Below are 16512 nucleotides of genomic sequence, written 5' to 3'. Positions count from 1 at the left end.
TGTAACGGCGCTGTTGAGCGAAAACTCCGGCGCTGGAACGACCTTGGAATAGCTTGGGCTTGCGCCGGATGTACGCGCGGCTCGCCGTTCCGGGGTCGTTGGCATTTTAGGCCCCTTTTTGGGGCCTTTCCCACAGACCTCCCGGCTTGGCAGCGCAGGATGCGGCAGATATACGCTGCCGTCATGAACGAAGCGATCAGACCGGCCTCCGACATTCCGCAGCAGGCTCACGAGGGCCCGGAACTGTCGGTCATTGTCCCGACCTTCAACGAGCGTGACAACGTCACGGTGCTGTACCGGCGCCTGGAGGCGACGCTTGCCAACGTCGCCTGGGAGGTCGTGTTCGTCGACGACAATTCGCCCGACGGCACCTGGGACGTCGTGCGCGCGCTGGCGCAGCAGGACAGCCGCGTGCGCTGTATCCGCCGCATCGGCCGCCGCGGCCTGTCGGGCGCCTGCATCGAGGGCATCCTGGCTTCGAGCGCTCCCTTCGTGGCCGTGATCGATGCCGACCTCCAGCACGATGAGACGCAGCTGCCGAAGATGCTGCTCTTGCTCGCGAGCGACCAGGCCGACCTCGTGGTCGGCAGCCGCTACATCGAGGGCTACAAGAGCGAAGGCTTCAACAAGCAGCGCGCCGGCGCCAGCGCGCTGGCGACCGAGGTCGCAAGGAAGATGTTGCGGGTCGAGATCGCCGACCCCATGAGCGGCTTCTTCATGATCCGCCGCGACCGCTTCGAGCAGCTCGCGCCAAAACTGTCCGTGCACGGTTTCAAGATCCTGCTCGACATCGTGGCGACCGCGCACGGCAGCTTGCGGGCAATCGAGATTCCCTACACTTTCGGCGCCCGCCAGCACGGCGAGAGCAAGCTCGATTCCATGGTCGCGCTCGACTTCCTCGGCCTCGTCTTCGCCAAGCTGACCAACGACGTCGTCTCGCTGCGCTTCATCCTGTTCGCGATGGTCGGCGGCATCGGCCTCGTGGTGCATCTCGCCACGCTGTTCATCGCGCTTCGCCTGTTCAACGCGCCGTTCGCGGAGGCGCAGGCCGCGGGCGCCGTCGTCGCCATGACCAGCAATTTCATCCTCAACAATTTCCTCACCTATCGCGACCAGCGGCTGAAGGGATTTGCGCTGCTGCGCGGCCTGATCGCCTTCTATATCGTCTGCAGCGTCGGTCTGCTCGCCAATGTCGGCGTCGCCTTCTCGGTGTACGACCAGGAGCCGATCTGGTGGCTGGCCGGCATGGCCGGGGCGCTGATGGGCGTGGTGTGGAATTACGCGATGTCCGGACTGTTCGTCTGGCGCAAGAAATAGCGCGATATGGGCGGGGCTGACGCGCGGATCGTCCGCAACGGCGCGCTGCTGATTCTCGCGCTGGTCGGCTTACGGCTCGTCGCGGCCGCGTTCACGCCGATCACCTTCGACGAAGCCTATTACTGGATGTGGTCGAAGAACCTGGCCGGGGGCTATTACGACCACCCGCCAATGGTCGCCTACGTGATCCGGGCCGGCACCATGATCGCCGGCGATACCGAGCTCGGCGTCCGCCTCGTCTCGATCCTGCTGGCGCTGCCGATGAGCTATGCGGTCTACCGCTCCGCGGTGATCCTGTTCGGCGGGGTGCGCGTTGCGGCGACCAGTGCCATCCTGCTCAACGTGACGCTGCTGGCCTCCGTCGGGACGCTGATCGTGACGCCGGATGCGCCGCTGCTGGTCGCATCCAGCTTCGTGCTGTTCTTCCTCGCCAAGGTGCTGGAGACCGGCCGCGGCATCTGGTGGCTCGCGGTCGGCGCGGCCGTCGGCGCGGCGCTGCTGTCGAAATATACCGCGATGTTCTTTGGCGCTGGCATCCTGATCTGGCTCGCTTTCGTGCCGAAGCTGCGGCGCTGGTTTCTCTCGCCCTGGCCCTATCTCGGTGGCCTCGTTGCGCTGGCGTTGTTCGCGCCGGTGATCCTCTGGAATGCGGACCATCAATGGGTCTCGTTCGCAAAGCAGCTCGGCCGTGCCAGGATCGAGGACTTCCGCCCGGTCTTCATCGCCGAGCTGATCCCGACCCAGATCGCGTTCGCGACCCCGCTGGTCTTCATCCTCGGCGCGATGGGCCTGCACGCGCTGACCTGGCAGCGCGCCGGCGCGCTGGCCTCGCGCGTGCTGATCGAGGCGATGTTCTGGACCATCGTCGCCTATTTCGTCTGGCATTCGCTGCATGCCCGGGTCGAGGCCAACTGGTTCGCGCCGGTCTATCCGCCCTTTGTCATCGCTGCCGCGGCCGCCGCCAACCTCGTGCAGTGGAAGCCGCGTGCACGGCGCCTGGCGGATTTCTGCCTGCGCTGGGCCGCGCCCGTCGGCATCGTGATGTTCGCAGCCTTGATCGTTCAGGCCAATACCGGCTGGCTTTCGGGCTATCGGCGCGACGCCACCGTGCGCAGCGTCGGTGTCGGCTGGCGCGAGCTCGCCTCGGAAATCGAAGCGGTGCGCGCGCGCCACGGCGCGAGCTGCGTGCTCGCGCAGGACTACGGCACCACGGGCTGGCTCGCCTTCTATTTGCCGCGTGGCACTTGCGTGCTGCAGCAGACCCAGCGCATCCGCTGGGTCAACATGGCCGAGCCCGATCCAAAGCTGCTCGCCGGCAAGCTGCTCTATGTCGACGAGCTGCGCTCCGGCGGCCACCCATTCCTCAACGACCGCTTTGCGAAGGTCACGCAGGTTGCGCAATTGCAGCGCAAGCGCGGGCCGCTCGTGGTCGAGACCTACAGCATCGACCTGCTGGAGGGCGCCAAGGGCGACGTGCTCGACCGCTCGCCGCCGCCGGAAGCGCGATAAGTTCAGTCGATCATCTCGGCCCTGGCCGCAGCCTGGCCCGGGCCGCTCTGATCGCGCCAGAACCACACCGTCACGACGGCTGAACGGCCGCGGACCTGCGCGAGCAGGGGGCCCGATAGAACGCCGTCGGGAGCGCCGTGGAAGTCGGCCGCATCCAGCAGCGTATCGCTCAGCGCGAGCCGCGCACCGTTCCGGGCGGCCACCTCCATCAGCCGGCTCGCGACATTGACGGTGTCGCCGGTTGCGGTGATGTGCTGGTGGCTTTCGCCGAGGCGCGAGGCGACGATCTCGCCGAAATGCGCGCCGATCTTGAAGCCAAGCCGATTGCCGATGGCCGATGGCAGCGAGGCGATCCAGCGTTCGACGCTGCGATGCAGGTCGATCGCGCATTTCAGCGCGCGCGCCGAATCATCGGGCATCGCACCCGGAAGTCCGAACAGGATCATGGCGCCGTCGCCGAGAAAACCCGTGATCGTGCCGCCGCAATCGACCGCAATCCTGTCGATCAGCGCGTGAAACGCCTTCAGAAGATTCCTGACTTCGTCCGGATCAATCCGCTCGCTCAGACCGGTGAAACCGGAGAGATCGATGAAGACCACGGCTGCGTTTTGCCGGACGGGTTTTGACAGGAAGTTCGGGTCGCGCGCCAGCCATTCCTGCACTGCAGGCGACTGCAACCGGGCAAGCGACCTGCTCTTGGCGGCGAGATATTGCGTGCGGCGGCCTCCGGCCCACAGCTGCACACCGGCAAAGACCGCAACCGGCGGCACTGCCGCGGCAAGCGTGGTTGCCGCATTCAGCCAGACGCCATGCGTGAACGCGAACGCATTGAGCCCGGCCCAGGCGATCATCAAAGCGGCGGCTGCCGCGATGCCGAGCGCGCTGCGGCGCCAGGCGAGCAGGCCGACCAGCAGCATCGGCAGCAGGATCGCAGTGAGCGCTTCAGCGATGCGGACCCTGCGGTCGCGCACGATGCCGTCGCCGGCGACAAGATGCGTGATCGCCGTCGAGATCACCTCGACGCCGGGCATCAGGGAGTCGAACGGCGTCGGGAAGAAGTCGCCGCCGCCGGCCACCGAGGCGCCGATCACGACGATCCGGTTCTCGATCGCCGCGCGGTCGAGCGTGCCGTCGAAGACGCTCTGCGCGCTGACGGTGCGAATCGTGCGACGCGGGCCGTAATAGGTGATCGGCAGCGCGAAGTCGCTGTCGGTCGGCACCACGCGGTCACCCAATCTCAGATGGTCCGGCGCGACCGTCAGGGGCTCGTCGAGCGCACGGGCGGCCACGCGCAAGGGGAATGACAGCTCGACCTTGTCGCGCGTCCGGAACAGCATCGGCACCGAGAGCGGCGAGCCGGATTGTCCTGTCGCGACATTGACCACACCGACCTCGGCGTGATCGGCGAATGCGGGCAGGGGCTGCAGGAAGCGCTCGGCCTGCGGCAGCACGGCGAGGGGTCCGTCTTCACTGCTGGGCGTCACGGTTTCGCTGTCGGAGGGGAAGATCGCCGCGGCGGCAAGCACCATGGGGCCGGTGGCAAGCGTGTTGGCCAGCGTGGCGTCGCCGATCGCGGCGCTGCGGTCGACCAGCAGGAGATCGATCGCGACCACCTTCGGCTTGAACTGCACGATGGTGTCGACGACGCGAGCGAGGTCGGCGCGCGGCAACGGATAGCTGCCGCCGCGCTTCACCACGGTATCGTCGATCGCAACGATGGTGACGAGATCGGGCGGCCGCTGCACGCCGCGAACCTGGGTCCGCCAATCGGTCAACGTGGCTTCGAGGCGGTCGAGAAAGCGCAGATGCCCGTAGGCGTGCGCGGCATAGATGCCCGCACCCCACAGCGCGGTGAGGACGAGTGCCACCAGGATCTGAACGCGTCTAGTCACTGTGAACTGCAATCTTCCTTGTTCTGAGTCCCGTCGGCCGATAAGTCCTACTGGCCGAGCCTTGCCATCAGCGCGTCGACGCGCGGCTGGCCCCAGGTCTTGACGGTCAACGGGCCGGTCGCTTCCACGTCGACGCCTTCGCCGGGGCCCAGAACGACGCCGCGCCCCCGGGGCCTGCGGTTGACGCCGACACGGCCGTCAGCGACGAAGACGGAGGTCCTGGCCTCGGCGACATCGACGGCCCATCTGGTGCCGCGCACCGCGGCGATCGCCTGCGGCGTCAGCACCTTGAAGGCATTGCCCCGGGGCTTCCTGGGCACCTCGACCAGCAGCGCTTTGCTGCTCAATTCGACGGAGTCTATATATCCGTCGCGGTTGGCGTCCTTTAGTTCAAATCGGGCGCCGTTTTCTGCGACGATGGTGATGCCGCTGCCGCAGCGCCAGACTTGTGTGCCTGCGGTGGATGGCGTTGCCGTGCAGCCCGCATTGGCGGCAGGCTGTGCGATTGCAGAACCAATCAACAGAAACGACCACGCCAGGGCGAAAAATCCGGCGCGCGCGAACCCTCTCATGCCAGCCTCCGTTTGCGTGCTTGGCACAGTTCAAGGCGACGTTGATACGGTACCGTATCCCACGCAGAGGCTGCTGAAAAGTGCCGCTCTGCCAGCTATTTCCCCGCTGCGGCATTTTCCAGTCCGGCCCGATCAACTTTCGGTCAGGGAAGACCGGTGCCACGTCGCGCTGTACGAAGCGTGATGGCGTGGGCGGCCCACCGCGGACGCCAAGCGAGTCAGGCAAGAGCGCGCGGAGAGGCGCATGCACGCCGGCCTCGCGCAAATGCTTTCCCCGTCATCATCCGGGCATTGAAGACCACGAAAAGGACTTGGTTGGATGCGCTTAAAGGGGCGACCGGAGAGGTTCGCAGAATGCGCCGATCCGGCCGAGAATGATAGTTAACAGACGCGCCTAAGTCCGTAATTCTGCGGGCTTTTTTCCCAGAATGAGACAGCGTTGACGAGCCGCCCTACATCCGCCCGAACTTAATCCGCATTTAACTAAAAGTCGCCTTAATGACGCTCCGACCCTCTGCGAGATGCTGTTCCCGGATCGTGACCAGCGGCACTTTGAAGGGGGACTGAGTGACACCGTCCTGGACGCAAGGCGAATGAGTACGAGTATCGCTGCGCCGAGTAACGCGGCACGGAAGTCGAAAAATTTCTCGCAAAGCCATTCGCGGAAATCTTCCCGGCAAATGACCACGACCAATTGGCTTGGCGCCGCGGCGATCGGCTGCGTCGTGATGGGCGCCGGCTGGACCATCTACAGCAACGTCTTCGGCGCGAGCGTCTATCCGACCATGGGCGGCATCGGCTACGACGAGCCGGTGATCAAGCGCGCCCCCAAGGTCGTGCTGCGCGAGGCAGGCGATGCCATCAAGGAAGCCTTCGCGCTGCTGCCCGACCGATTGCAGGTCACAGCCCCGATCTCGCGGGAGATGTTCAACGAGCGCTTCGCTGCGGCCGCGACGCAAGGCGTGCCCTCGAATGCAGCGAGCGCCGTGCCGTCCACCCAGATCGCGGTGGCCAAGGACCCGCCGAAGCAGAGCGTGATCGCGAAGGTCGCCGAAGCGCTGAAGCCGGCGGCTCCGGCCAAAACCACTGATAAGGCCACTGACAAGGCCAAGCGCGCTCCGGATGCCCAGATCCAGCTCGCCTCGGCCGATCCGGCCCAGATCGTGCCGGCGCCTGAAGCGAAGACATCGTTCGCGGACCGCGCCAAGGCTGCGGTGATGTCGATCACCGGGCCGCGCCAGTCGATGGTCGAAAAGCTCTGGGGCAAGCGTGAGCCGTCCGGCGGGCTGCTCGCCTATGCCTCGGCCGACGCCAGCATCACCGCTGCCATCGCGCCGAAGGAGCAGAATCCGATGCTCGGCGGCGCGCCGCCCTATGAGCGCGACACCGCGGTCTACGACATCATGGCCAAGACGGTGTATCTGCCCGACGGCACCAGGCTCGAGGCGCATTCCGGCCTTGGCGCCAACCGCGACGATCCGAGCTCGCGTCGCCTGCGCATGCGCGGGGTGACTCCGCCCCACATCTACACGCTGAAGCCGCGCGAGGCCCTGTTCCACGGCGTGCCGGCGTTGCGCCTGACCCCGATCGGCGGCGAGAGCGCGATCTACGGCCGCGATGGCCTGCTCGCGCACACCTTCATGCTCGGGCCGGGCGGCGATTCCAACGGCTGCGTGTCGTTCAAGGACTATTACGCGTTCCTCGACGCCTACCGCAACAAGGGCATCCGCAAGCTCGCGGTGCTGGCGCGGGTGGAGTGAGGCGCGGCGCGCCTCACCGCCTTCTGCACGATCAGCGTTTGACGAAGACGAGATTACAGGCGCGCGCCTCGTTGCGCTTGCCGCTGCCGCGGGTGCGATCGAACTGCGCATCGATCGTGAAGGCGTAAGGCGAGCCCGGCGCGAGGTTGTTGAGTGTATACGCGCTTGCTCCGGTCGTTCCGCGCGCGCTCAACGTCGTCTTGCCGTCGGCCGGGATCTGGCCGTCGATCTCCAGGCGGATGACGCCGTTCTTGCCCTGAGACTCGGCGTGAAACACGCCGTTGGTGACGGTGCCGGCCAGGGGCCTGGTGAAACCCTGCGCTTTGCCGGTCGGCGCGCAGTTCAGGGTCACGTCCCAGTTGCCGTCGAACTCAGTGCTGCCGGTGGATCTGGCATTGCCGCTCGGTGCCACCGCCACCTTCTGCTTCAGGCTGTCGATCCGCGCCGTGGCGAGGCCGGCGAAGCTGCAACTCGAAAATCGCGCCAGATGGTCCTCGAAGACGCTGACGGTGCCGATGCCCTCCGCAGCCTTCCAGTGGGCCTCCGCGGCCGCGCAAGGGTCGGGCCGTGGCGCGGCTTGCGGTGCCGCGGGGGCGACCGTGACCGCAACCGGGCCGTTCAGATAGAACTTGCCGATGATCGACAGTGACAGCTCCGGCAGCTGGGTCTTGCCGCTGGCATCGTAGACGTCGCTGCTGATGTCGCGAAAGACGTCGCCGATCTCCTGCGGCTGCTCGATGTGTTTCAGGAACGCCGTCGTGTAGGGGCTGTTGCGGCCGACGCCGTCGGCAGCGACCTGGCCGGATTGCGTCGAGAACGACACGATGGTGCCGCGCGGCGCCTCGACCTTCGACAGGCCGCGCCCGATCGAGGCGGCTCGCGTTGTGCCGGCGGAGCGTTTGAGCGTTTCCGCCAGTGGATTGTCGCGGCAGGAATCGAGCACCAGGATGCGCAGGTTCTTGGCCTGCTGCAGATCGTTCACGATTTCGTCGACCCGGACGAAGCGCTTGAGGTCCGCTTCGTCGGTCAGCGTGGCGTCGACGGGCATCAGATAGTTCACGCCGTTGTACTGCATCGCATGGCCGCTGTAGTAGAACAGGGCGACGTCGGCCCTGCTCGCTGCGCGCGCGAAGCGGATGGTCAGGTCCTGCATGTCGGCCTGGCGCAGATCGACGCCTTGGATCACCTCGAAGCCGCTGCGCCTGAGCGAAGCCGAAACGTCCTCCGCATCGTGCGACGGATTGGGAAGTCGCGCCGTCGAGGCATACGCGCCGTTGCCGATGACGAGCGCGACCCGCGTCTCGGCAGAAGCGGGACCGAGGCCAAGCCAGCAGCCGAGGAGGGCCAGAGCGAATCCGGGCAGGTGAAGACTTGAAGCAGCGCGCATCAAAGCCGTCCGGGAAATATCGAAAAATATCTCCCAGATTAGCGCATGCCGCGCCGGCATCAATGCCCTTGCGATGGGGCGATCGGATCGGCCGGACGTGGCATCCTGTCACGCGGCGCCGGCTGCCATGGTCTTGCGCAGCGCCATCTCGGTCGCGATCGCTTCCCGCACGGCCGGGCGCGCCTGCATGCGCGCGAGATAGGCCGACAGGGCCGGCCATTGCGCGATGTCGATTCCCGCCGGACGCAGCAGCAGCAAGGCCCAGGTGAGGTGCGCATCCGCCACCGTGAAGCTGTTGCCGACGAGGAATTCGCGCTCCGCCAGATGCGCAGATGGCACCGACAAGGTCTGCGTGATCCTTGCGCGCGGCTTGGCGAGCGAGCCGTCGTCCTTGTACCAGAAGGTCGGAAACAGGAACGCCTTGTGGATCTCGGCGCCGACGAAGCTCAGCCATTCCTGGAGGCGATAGCGAGCGGGATCGCCGTTGGTAGGCGCAAGGCGGGCCTCCGGCTTCACGTCGGCGATGTATTGCAGTACCGCCGCGCTCTCGGTCAGCCGTTCGCCGTTCTCCAGCACCAGAACCGGCACCGCGCCCTTCGGCGACAGGTCGCGGAAATCGCTGCCGTCATCCACGATCCGCTTGGTCCAGATATGGGCGAGGTGATATTGCGCCTCGATACCGGCCTCCATCAGCGCGATGCGGCTCGAGAGCGAGCAGGCCATTGGAAAGAAATAGAGTTGCAGCATGGCCAGCTCCGTCAGGTCAGCGCATCGCTCTGCGCGATGATCGCGAAGCGGTCGGCGAGCTCGGCCAGCGCGACCTCGTGAATGGTCCGGGCGTCCAGCGTGCCGCCGCGGCCGTCCGGCAGGTCGCGGGTGGCACAGGCATCGGCGGCGATCGTCGTGCGCAGGCCGAGATCGAGCGCGGCGCGGGCGGTCGAGGAGACGCACATGTGGGTCATGAAGCCGGCCAGCACGATGTTCTTGCGCCCGGTTGCGGCAAGGCGCGCTTGCAGATCGGTGCCGGCGAACGAGTTCGGCAGCGCTTTCTCGATCACCGGCTCGCTCGCAAGCGGTGTCAGGCGCTCGACGATCGCGCCGCGCGCGGCCTCGCGGTCGAACAGGCCGCCGGCGCGGCCCTTGTGCGCGACATGGAAGATCGCGGCGCCGCTCTCCCGTGCCCGCGCCAGCAGGCGCGCCGCCGCGGCGATCGCGGGTTGCGCATCGGGCAGGGCCAGCGGACCGGCGCAATATTCGTTCTGGATGTCGATCAGCACGAGGCAGGCCTCGTGGAGCTTCGGCGGATCGAGATCGGCGCCGGCGAGTTCGAGCAGGGTCTTCGGAGCAGTCATGCGGGTTAGGCCTTAAGGGGATAGCGGATGGCGCGACATTAGCGCGGCGCCGGCCTGCCATTGTGCAGGACTATTGCAGCTTACGGCTGCGAATTTGCAGGGCGCGGCATCGCCTGCTAGGCTCGCCGCAATGAATTGGGACGATCTTCGCATTATTGCCGCGGTGAGGGACGAGGGCACTTATGCCGGCGCCAGCGCGCGGCTGCGCATCGACGAGACCACGGTCGGCCGCCGACTGGCGCGGATCCAGCGCGATCTCGGCGTGCCGCTGTTCGATGCGGTGGACGGGCTGCGGCGGCCGACGCGCCATTGCGAGACGGTACTCGAACATGTCGGGGCGATGGCCGCCCACGCCGCCGCGATCGATCGCATCAAGGAGAGTCAGGTGGGCCCGGTCGGGCGCCTGCGCATCGCCTCGACCAACGCAGTCGCCGAAGAGCTGCTGGCGCCGCGGGCCAGCAGCTTCCTGCGCGATCATCCCGGCCTGACCCTGCAATTCCTCACCTCCAGCGGCAACGTCAAGTTCTCGCGCTGGCAGGCCGACCTCGCCATCCGCCTGCGCAAGCCGGAGAAGGGCGACTTCACCATCTCCAAGCTCGGCGATGTCAGGCTGTATTTCTTCGAGCCCGCCGACCGCTCCGGCGGCGAGCCGATCGCCTGCGTCTATCCGGACGAGCTGGACAGCATTCCGGAGGCGCAATTCCTGCGCGCGAAGCGGCTGACGAACGTGCGCTGCATCACCGACAATGTCCGGATCATCCGGACCATGATCCAGTCACACCAGGCCGTCGGCGTGCTTCCCGAGCACAGCTGCACCGCGCTGCTCGCCGACCGCGGCCTGCGTGCCACGCTGTTGTCGAAACGGCGCGACGTCTGGCTCCTGGTGCAGAACCATCTCAAGCGCGACGCAGCGACCCGCGTGACGATCGACTGGGTCAGGCACTGCTTCAAGGACGTCCCGCAGCTCTGACGGCGGCGACGTTCAAGGCCTTCGCATTGAACGAGGTGCGCGCGAGGCGCGACCAAGATCACGGAGCAGGGATTACGTGCGCGCCAAGGTTGCGTAATCTCGTGAGGAGACCTGACCGGGGCAAGCACATGACCAGTCTTTCGCAAACCATGCGGCCTTCGCGAGCCCAGTCGCGGGAATGGAAGGCGATTCTCATCCTGATCCTGCTGGTCCCGGTACTGTGGTCGCCGCTGCTCCTGTTTCGCTTCGTCGTGTACCAGCCGTTCAGCATCCCCTCGGGTTCGATGGCGCCGACGCTGCTGGTCGGCGACTACGTCTTCGCCGCGAAATATGCCTATGGCTACGGCCGCTATTCCCTCCCGTTCGCGCCATCCTGGATCTCGGGCCGCGTCCTTGCCGCCGACCCGGAATACGGCGACATCGTCGTGTTCCGGACGGCGAAGGACAATTCGGTCGACTACGTCAAGCGCGTGGTCGGGCTGCCCGGCGACCGCATCCAGATGCGGCAGGGCCGGCTCGTCCTCAACGACCGTCCGGTGACGCGCGTCGCCCTGGAGGCGAAGCCCGCCGGCTCAGCCTGTGGCGGCGACGACGAGGCGAAGGTCAAGCGCTGGCGCGAGACGCTGCCGAGCGGCGCGTTCTATGTCACCATCGATTGCGACGACGACGGTTTCCTGGACAATACCGCCGTCTTCACCGTGCCGCCGGGCCACTTCTTCGTGCTCGGCGACAACCGCGACAATTCCACCGACAGCCGCATGTCGACGTTCGGTTTCGTGCCGATGGACAATTTGATCGGCAAGGTCACGCGGATCTTCTGGTCCCTCGACGAGGACGGCGAGCCGCGCTTCGAGCGGATGGGCAAGGTGGAGTGAGGGGAAGGCCCTCTCCCCCTGTCATTCCGGGCTCGCGCCCAAGAGGGCGCGCCCCGGAATGACAACGGGAGAGAGTTTGCCACAAGCAAAAACCCCGGCATCGCTGCCGGGGTTTCGCATTTCGCATCTTGCCTGAACGGCCGGATCAGAAGTCCATGCCGCCCATGCCGCCGCCGGGGGGCATTGCCGGGCCGGCGCCGCCCTTCTTGGGCAGCTCGGCGACCATGGCTTCCGTGGTGATCAGGAGCGCGGCAACCGAGGCTGCGTTCTGGATCGCGGTGCGGACCACCTTGGTCGGGTCGATGATGCCCTTCTTGACGAGGTCGCCATATTCGCCGGTCTGGGAGTCGAAGCCGTAAGCGTAGGCTTGTTCTCCAGGATCTTGCCGACGATCACCGAGCCGTCTTCACCGGCGTTGATCGCGATCTGGCGGGCGGGAGCCGACAGCGCCTTGCGCACGATCTCGACGCCGGTCTTCTGGTCGTCGTTCTTGGTGCGCAGGCCCTTGAGCTGCTCGGAAGCACGGAGCAGGGCGACGCCGCCGCCCGGGACGATGCCTTCCTCGACAGCCGCACGGGTCGCATGCATCGCGTCATCAACGCGATCCTTGCGCTCCTTCACCTCGACCTCGGTCGCGCCGCCGACGCGGATCACCGCGACGCCGCCAGCGAGCTTGGCCAGACGCTCCTGGAGCTTCTCGCGGTCGTAGTCCGAGGTGGTCTCCTCGATCTGCGCCTTGATCTGGGCCACGCGCGCCTCGATGTCGGCCTTCTTGCCGGCGCCGTTGACGATCGTGGTGTTCTCCTTGTCGATCATCACCTTCTTGGCGCGACCGAGCATGTTGAGCGTGACGTTCTCGAGCTTGATGCCGAGGTCTTCCGAGATCGCCTGGCCGCCGGTCAGGATCGCGATGTCCTGCAGCATGGCCTTGCGGCGATCGCCGAAGCCCGGAGCCTTGACGGCAGCGACCTTGAGGCCGCCGCGCAGGCGGTTCACGACCAGGGTCGCGAGCGCCTCGCCTTCGACGTCCTCGGCGACGATGACCAGCGGCTTGCCGGTCTGCACCACGGCCTCGAGCAGCGGCAGCAGCTCGTTCAGCGAGGAGAGCTTCTTCTCGTTGATGAGGATGTAGGCGTCGTCCATCTCAACGCGCATCTTGTCGGCGTTGGTGACGAAGTACGGCGAGATGTAGCCGCGGTCGAACTGCATGCCCTCGACGACGTCGAGCTCGGTCTCGAGCGACTTGGCTTCCTCGACGGTGATGACACCCTCGTTGCCGACCTTCTTCATGGCGTCGGAGAGGAACTTGCCGATCTCCTGGTCGCCGTTGGCCGAGATGGTGCCGACCTGGGCGATCTCGTCGTTCGAGGTGACCTTCTTGGAGTTCTTCTGGAGGTCCGCAACCACGGCCTCGACCGCAAGGTCGATACCGCGCTTGAGGTCCATCGGGTTCATGCCGGCGGCGACCGACTTGGCGCCTTCGCGCACGATGGCCTGGGCCAGTACGGTGGCGGTGGTGGTGCCGTCGCCGGCCGCGTCAGCGGACTTGGAGGCGACTTCGCGCACCATCTGCGCGCCCATGTTCTCGAACTTGTCCTCGAGCTCGATCTCCTTGGCGACGGTGACGCCGTCCTTGGTGATGCGGGGAGCGCCGAACGACTTGTCGAGCACGACGTTGCGGCCCTTCGGGCCGAGCGTGACCTTCACCGCGTTGGCGAGGATGTCGACGCCGCGCAGCATCTTGTCGCGCGCATCAACCGAGAATTTGACTTCTTTGGCTGCCATGTGGGTTTTTCCTTGAGATGTTTGACTGGAGGGAGAGAGGGGCTCTTAAGCCGCCTTCTTCTTGGACTCGCTGACTTCGAGAACGCCCATCACGTCGCTCTCCTTCATGATCAGCAGGTCCTGGCCGTCGATCTTGACCTCGGTGCCGGACCACTTGCCGAACAGCACGCGGTCGCCGACCTTGAGGTCGATCGGGATCAGCTTGCCGGCTTCGTCGCGGCCACCGGGACCAACGGCGACGACTTCGCCCTGGGAGGGCTTTTCCTTGGCAGTGTCGGGAATGATGATGCCGCCAGCGGTCTTCTCTTCTGCGTCGATGCGCTTGACCACGACGCGGTCGTGAAGCGGACGGAATTTCATGCAGTCCTCCTAAGCATTTGCTCGGGTTGAGGTTTTGAGATTGTTAGCAGTCGGTGCCCGTGAGTGCTAGCACACGCGGAGCTGAAATAGGACAGGAATTTTGCGGGGGCAAGGGTTTGTAGCAAAAAAATCAGCACTCGGAAGCGCGGATTGCCAGCTTCTCTCGCCATCGTTAACCGAGCCTCGCGCCCGTATTAGCACGGAGTGTTCTCTGCTGCTAACGCGTTGAATTTCAACAGCTTGTTAAACTTTTGGGCTTGAGATGAATTGTCAGTTTGCGTCACATTTCTCTCATGTGAGCGCATCAGTACCGGGTGGCTCGTAAGGCGCACACCGACCAAGCCGCCCCTCGAATGCGCTCCTGCAAAGGAGGTTTGGCATGGGACTGCGGAATGGGGCCGTTTCCGAGGATTTCCGGAAACAGATGCTGGGTTACGGGCTGACGACGGCACAGATCCTCTATCGGATGCCGGATCATCCCTCGCTGCTTCAGACCTACGTCTGGCAGAACTACGACATGTTTCCGAAATTCCCGGCGCTGAAGGATTTCCTGGCGTTCTGGCAGGAGAAGCTCGACGGCCCCCTCCATTCGGTCACCGTGGCGCATTCCAAGCTGATCAAGCCGGCCGAGCTGCGCGCCGTGGACGGCGTGTTCCGGCTGCATTGAAACGGAGACGGTGCAGAGAGCGGGCAAAGGCGCGTGCGCGCCGTGCCCGCGATCTCTCGCGATCCTCAACGGTGGGTACGCCTCGCTTTGCGCACGCCACGAGACCCGTTTCCGTGCTAGCCTCTCAAAATAACAACAGGGGAGGCACCCAATGGCCACGAAGACCAAATCGCGCGGTGCAGTGCAGGCCGTTGCCCAGAAGCGAAGCAGCGCCAAGGCCGCTGTGCGCGTGCCGGTCAAGCAGCCGGCGGCTCTGGCTTCGAAAAAGCCCGCGCGCCCGCGGCAACGCATCGCCATCAGCCATCACCGCGAGGAAGACTTTAGGGCCGACGGCCTGCGCGCCTACGCGAAATACCGCGACCTCGGCATTGCCGAGGCGACCCACGGTCTCGCGCAGGCGCATGTCATCCGCCTGCAGGGCCCCTGCAATCCCGCCGAGGTCTCCAAGCTGCACTTCCACGACGTCGAATTCCAGATGGTCTACGTGCTCAAGGGCTGGGTGAAGACCTACATGGACGGGCAGGGCGAGACGCTGATGAAGGAAGGCAGCGCCTGGACCCAGCCGCCGAAGATCAAGCACATGATCCTGGATTACTCCGACGACGTCGAGCTGCTGGAGGTGATCCTGCCGGCGGAATTCAAGACGGTGGAGTTGAAGGCCTGATGTCATTCCGGGGCGCGCGTAGCGCGAGCTACGGTGCGCAATTGCGCACCTGAGAATCCATCAGGCGGCGGAGACGGTGGAAGAATGGATTCCGGGTTCGCGACTTCGTCGCGCCCCGGAATGACGGCCGGTGGAGATAGTCTAAGCCACCACCCCCACCACCGCGCCCATCAAGCACGTGGTCAGCGTCCCCGACACGATCGACTTCAGCCCGAGCGCGTTGATCTCCTCGCGCCGCTCCGGCGCCATGACCCCCAGGCCGCCGACCATGATGCCGAGGCTGGCGAAATTGGCGAAGCCGCACATCGCGTAGAGCATGATCAGGCGCGAGCGCGGATCGAGCGCGCCGGGCGGCAGCTTCGAGAAGTCGACATAGGCGATCAATTCGTTGAGCACGGTCTTGGTGCCCATCAGGCTGCCGGCGGTGACCGCCTGATCCCACGGCAATCCCATCAGCCAGCACACCGGCGCCATCACCAGGCCGAGCAGTCGTTGCAAGGAGATCGCGGCCCCGCCGATGTGAGGCAGCAGTCCGAGCATGGCGTTGACGAGATAGACCAGCGCCACCAGCACCAGCAGCATGGCGACGATGTTGAGCAGCAGCTCGAGGCCGGCGGTGGTGCCTTTCACGATCGCGTCCATCGGGCCGGACATTTCCATTTCGGGATCTTCAAGCGCGCCGCCGGTGCGCCGGTCCGAGATTTCAGGCACCATGATCAGGCTGACGAGGATCGCGGCGGGTGCGCCCAGAACCGAGGCGATGACGAAATGCGCGGCGGCGTCGGGGATGAGGGGCGCCAGCAGCGTTGCATAGAGCACCAGCACGGTGCCGGCGATGCCCGCCATGCCGCCGGTCATCACCAGGAACAATTCGCTGCGCGTCATCTGCTTGAGGTAGGGCCGCACGAACAGCGGGGCCTCGACCATGCCGAGAAAGACGTTGGCGGCGGTCGACAGGCCCACCGCGCCGCCGACGCCGAGCGTCCGCTCCAGCAGCCAGGCCATGCCGCGCACGATCGGCGGCAGCACGCGCCAGTAGAACAGCAGCGTCGTCAGCACGCTCATGACCAGAACGATCGGCAGCGCCTGGAACGCCAGGATGAAATCTGCCCCCGGCACCTTGACGTCGAAGGGCAGGGGCCCGCCGCCGATATAGCCGAACACGAAGGCGGACCCGGCGCGCGAGGCCGCGGAGATCGCACCGACCGCGTCATTGATGGTGCCGAAGGCGTGCGCGACGATCGGCAGCTTCAGCAGCACGATCGCGGTGGCGAAGGTGATGAAGAGGCCGATCGCCGCCTGGCGCAGCGACACGGCGCGCCGGTTCTCTGCCAATGCGAAGGCGATCAACAGCAATGCGAAGATGCCGAGTGCCGATTGCAGCCGCAGCATGATGTCCCCG

Annotated in this window: 14 protein-coding genes and 1 pseudogene; 7 read left to right on the top strand and 8 right to left on the bottom strand. The window is 65.8% G+C overall.

Annotated elements, in window-relative coordinates; translation table 11 throughout:
• The first annotated feature begins 183 nt into the window (after positions 1-183).
• Positions 184-1317, top strand: a complete 1134-nt coding sequence (locus WI560_RS20735) for a glycosyltransferase family 2 protein (RefSeq protein ID WP_375304652.1) — start codon at positions 184-186, stop codon at positions 1315-1317.
• Between the two features lie 6 nt (positions 1318-1323).
• On the top strand, positions 1324-2826 hold the full coding sequence (locus tag WI560_RS20730; protein WP_375304651.1) for a glycosyltransferase family 39 protein: 1503 nt from the start codon (positions 1324-1326) through the stop codon (positions 2824-2826).
• Positions 2827-2828: 2 nt separating this feature from the next.
• On the opposite strand, the gene WI560_RS20725 is transcribed toward WI560_RS20730, so the two are convergent.
• Both WI560_RS20725 and WI560_RS20720 read right to left on the bottom strand, forming a co-directional pair.
• A complete protein-coding gene (locus WI560_RS20725; RefSeq protein WP_375308880.1) occupies positions 2829-4718 on the bottom strand; it encodes a CHASE2 domain-containing protein in 1890 nt (629 codons plus the stop codon).
• A 47-nt stretch (positions 4719-4765) separates the two neighbouring features.
• Positions 4766-5290, bottom strand: coding sequence for a FecR domain-containing protein (locus WI560_RS20720; RefSeq protein ID WP_375304650.1), 525 nt, complete (start codon positions 5288-5290; stop codon positions 4766-4768).
• Positions 5291-5970: 680 nt separating this feature from the next.
• Between WI560_RS20720 and WI560_RS20715 the strand changes: the two genes are divergently transcribed.
• The gene (locus WI560_RS20715; protein WP_375304649.1) at positions 5971-7050 is read left to right on the top strand and encodes a DUF2778 domain-containing protein; all 1080 of its coding nucleotides are present in this window, start codon (positions 5971-5973) and stop codon (positions 7048-7050) included.
• Positions 7051-7081: 31 nt separating this feature from the next.
• On the opposite strand, the gene WI560_RS20710 is transcribed toward WI560_RS20715, so the two are convergent.
• The 3 genes from WI560_RS20710 to WI560_RS20700 all read right to left on the bottom strand — a co-directional run bounded on the left by WI560_RS20710 (position 7082) and on the right by WI560_RS20700 (position 9789).
• Complete coding sequence (locus WI560_RS20710; protein ID WP_375304648.1) at positions 7082-8437, bottom strand: caspase domain-containing protein; 1356 nt, start codon at positions 8435-8437, stop codon at positions 7082-7084.
• 108 nt (positions 8438-8545) lie between these two features.
• Complete coding sequence (locus tag WI560_RS20705) at positions 8546-9184, bottom strand: glutathione binding-like protein (protein ID WP_375304647.1); 639 nt, start codon at positions 9182-9184, stop codon at positions 8546-8548.
• An 11-nt stretch (positions 9185-9195) separates the two neighbouring features.
• Positions 9196-9789: a cysteine hydrolase family protein gene (locus WI560_RS20700; protein WP_375304646.1), complete on the bottom strand. Its 594-nt coding sequence runs from the start codon at positions 9787-9789 to the stop codon at positions 9196-9198.
• Between the two features lie 130 nt (positions 9790-9919).
• Here WI560_RS20700 and WI560_RS20695 point away from each other — a divergent pair, with 130 nt between their 5' ends.
• Positions 9920-10759: a LysR family transcriptional regulator gene (locus tag WI560_RS20695; protein ID WP_375304645.1), complete on the top strand. Its 840-nt coding sequence runs from the start codon at positions 9920-9922 to the stop codon at positions 10757-10759.
• 128 nt (positions 10760-10887) lie between these two features.
• The gene (gene lepB, locus WI560_RS20690; RefSeq protein ID WP_375304644.1) at positions 10888-11634 is read left to right on the top strand and encodes a signal peptidase I; all 747 of its coding nucleotides are present in this window, start codon (positions 10888-10890) and stop codon (positions 11632-11634) included.
• A 145-nt stretch (positions 11635-11779) separates the two neighbouring features.
• On the opposite strand, the pseudogene groL reads toward lepB, so the two are convergent.
• Together groL and WI560_RS20680 are read right to left on the bottom strand one after the other, a co-directional pair.
• A pseudogene (gene groL, locus WI560_RS20685) lies at positions 11780-13419 on the bottom strand (chaperonin GroEL).
• Between the two features lie 45 nt (positions 13420-13464).
• A complete protein-coding gene (locus WI560_RS20680) occupies positions 13465-13779 on the bottom strand; it encodes a co-chaperone GroES (protein WP_025037205.1) in 315 nt (104 codons plus the stop codon).
• 379 nt (positions 13780-14158) lie between these two features.
• Between WI560_RS20680 and WI560_RS20675 the strand changes: the two genes are divergently transcribed.
• Together WI560_RS20675 and WI560_RS20670 are read left to right on the top strand one after the other, a co-directional pair.
• The gene (locus WI560_RS20675; protein WP_049820194.1) at positions 14159-14446 is read left to right on the top strand and encodes an usg protein; all 288 of its coding nucleotides are present in this window, start codon (positions 14159-14161) and stop codon (positions 14444-14446) included.
• Between the two features lie 151 nt (positions 14447-14597).
• A complete protein-coding gene (locus WI560_RS20670) occupies positions 14598-15110 on the top strand; it encodes a cupin domain-containing protein (RefSeq protein WP_375304643.1) in 513 nt (170 codons plus the stop codon).
• 141 nt (positions 15111-15251) lie between these two features.
• Here the strand turns inward: WI560_RS20670 and WI560_RS20665 are convergent, their stop codons facing one another.
• Positions 15252-16502, bottom strand: coding sequence for a NupC/NupG family nucleoside CNT transporter (locus WI560_RS20665; protein ID WP_375304642.1), 1251 nt, complete (start codon positions 16500-16502; stop codon positions 15252-15254).
• Positions 16503-16512: the final 10 nt, after the last annotated feature.

This window comes from Bradyrhizobium sp. A11 (genome assembly GCF_042077125.1).
GTDB classification, from domain to species: domain Bacteria; phylum Pseudomonadota; class Alphaproteobacteria; order Rhizobiales; family Xanthobacteraceae; genus Bradyrhizobium; species Bradyrhizobium japonicum_B.
The sequence above is the reverse complement of the archived record's forward strand: the minus strand, read 5'-3'. Positions and strand labels throughout refer to the sequence as shown.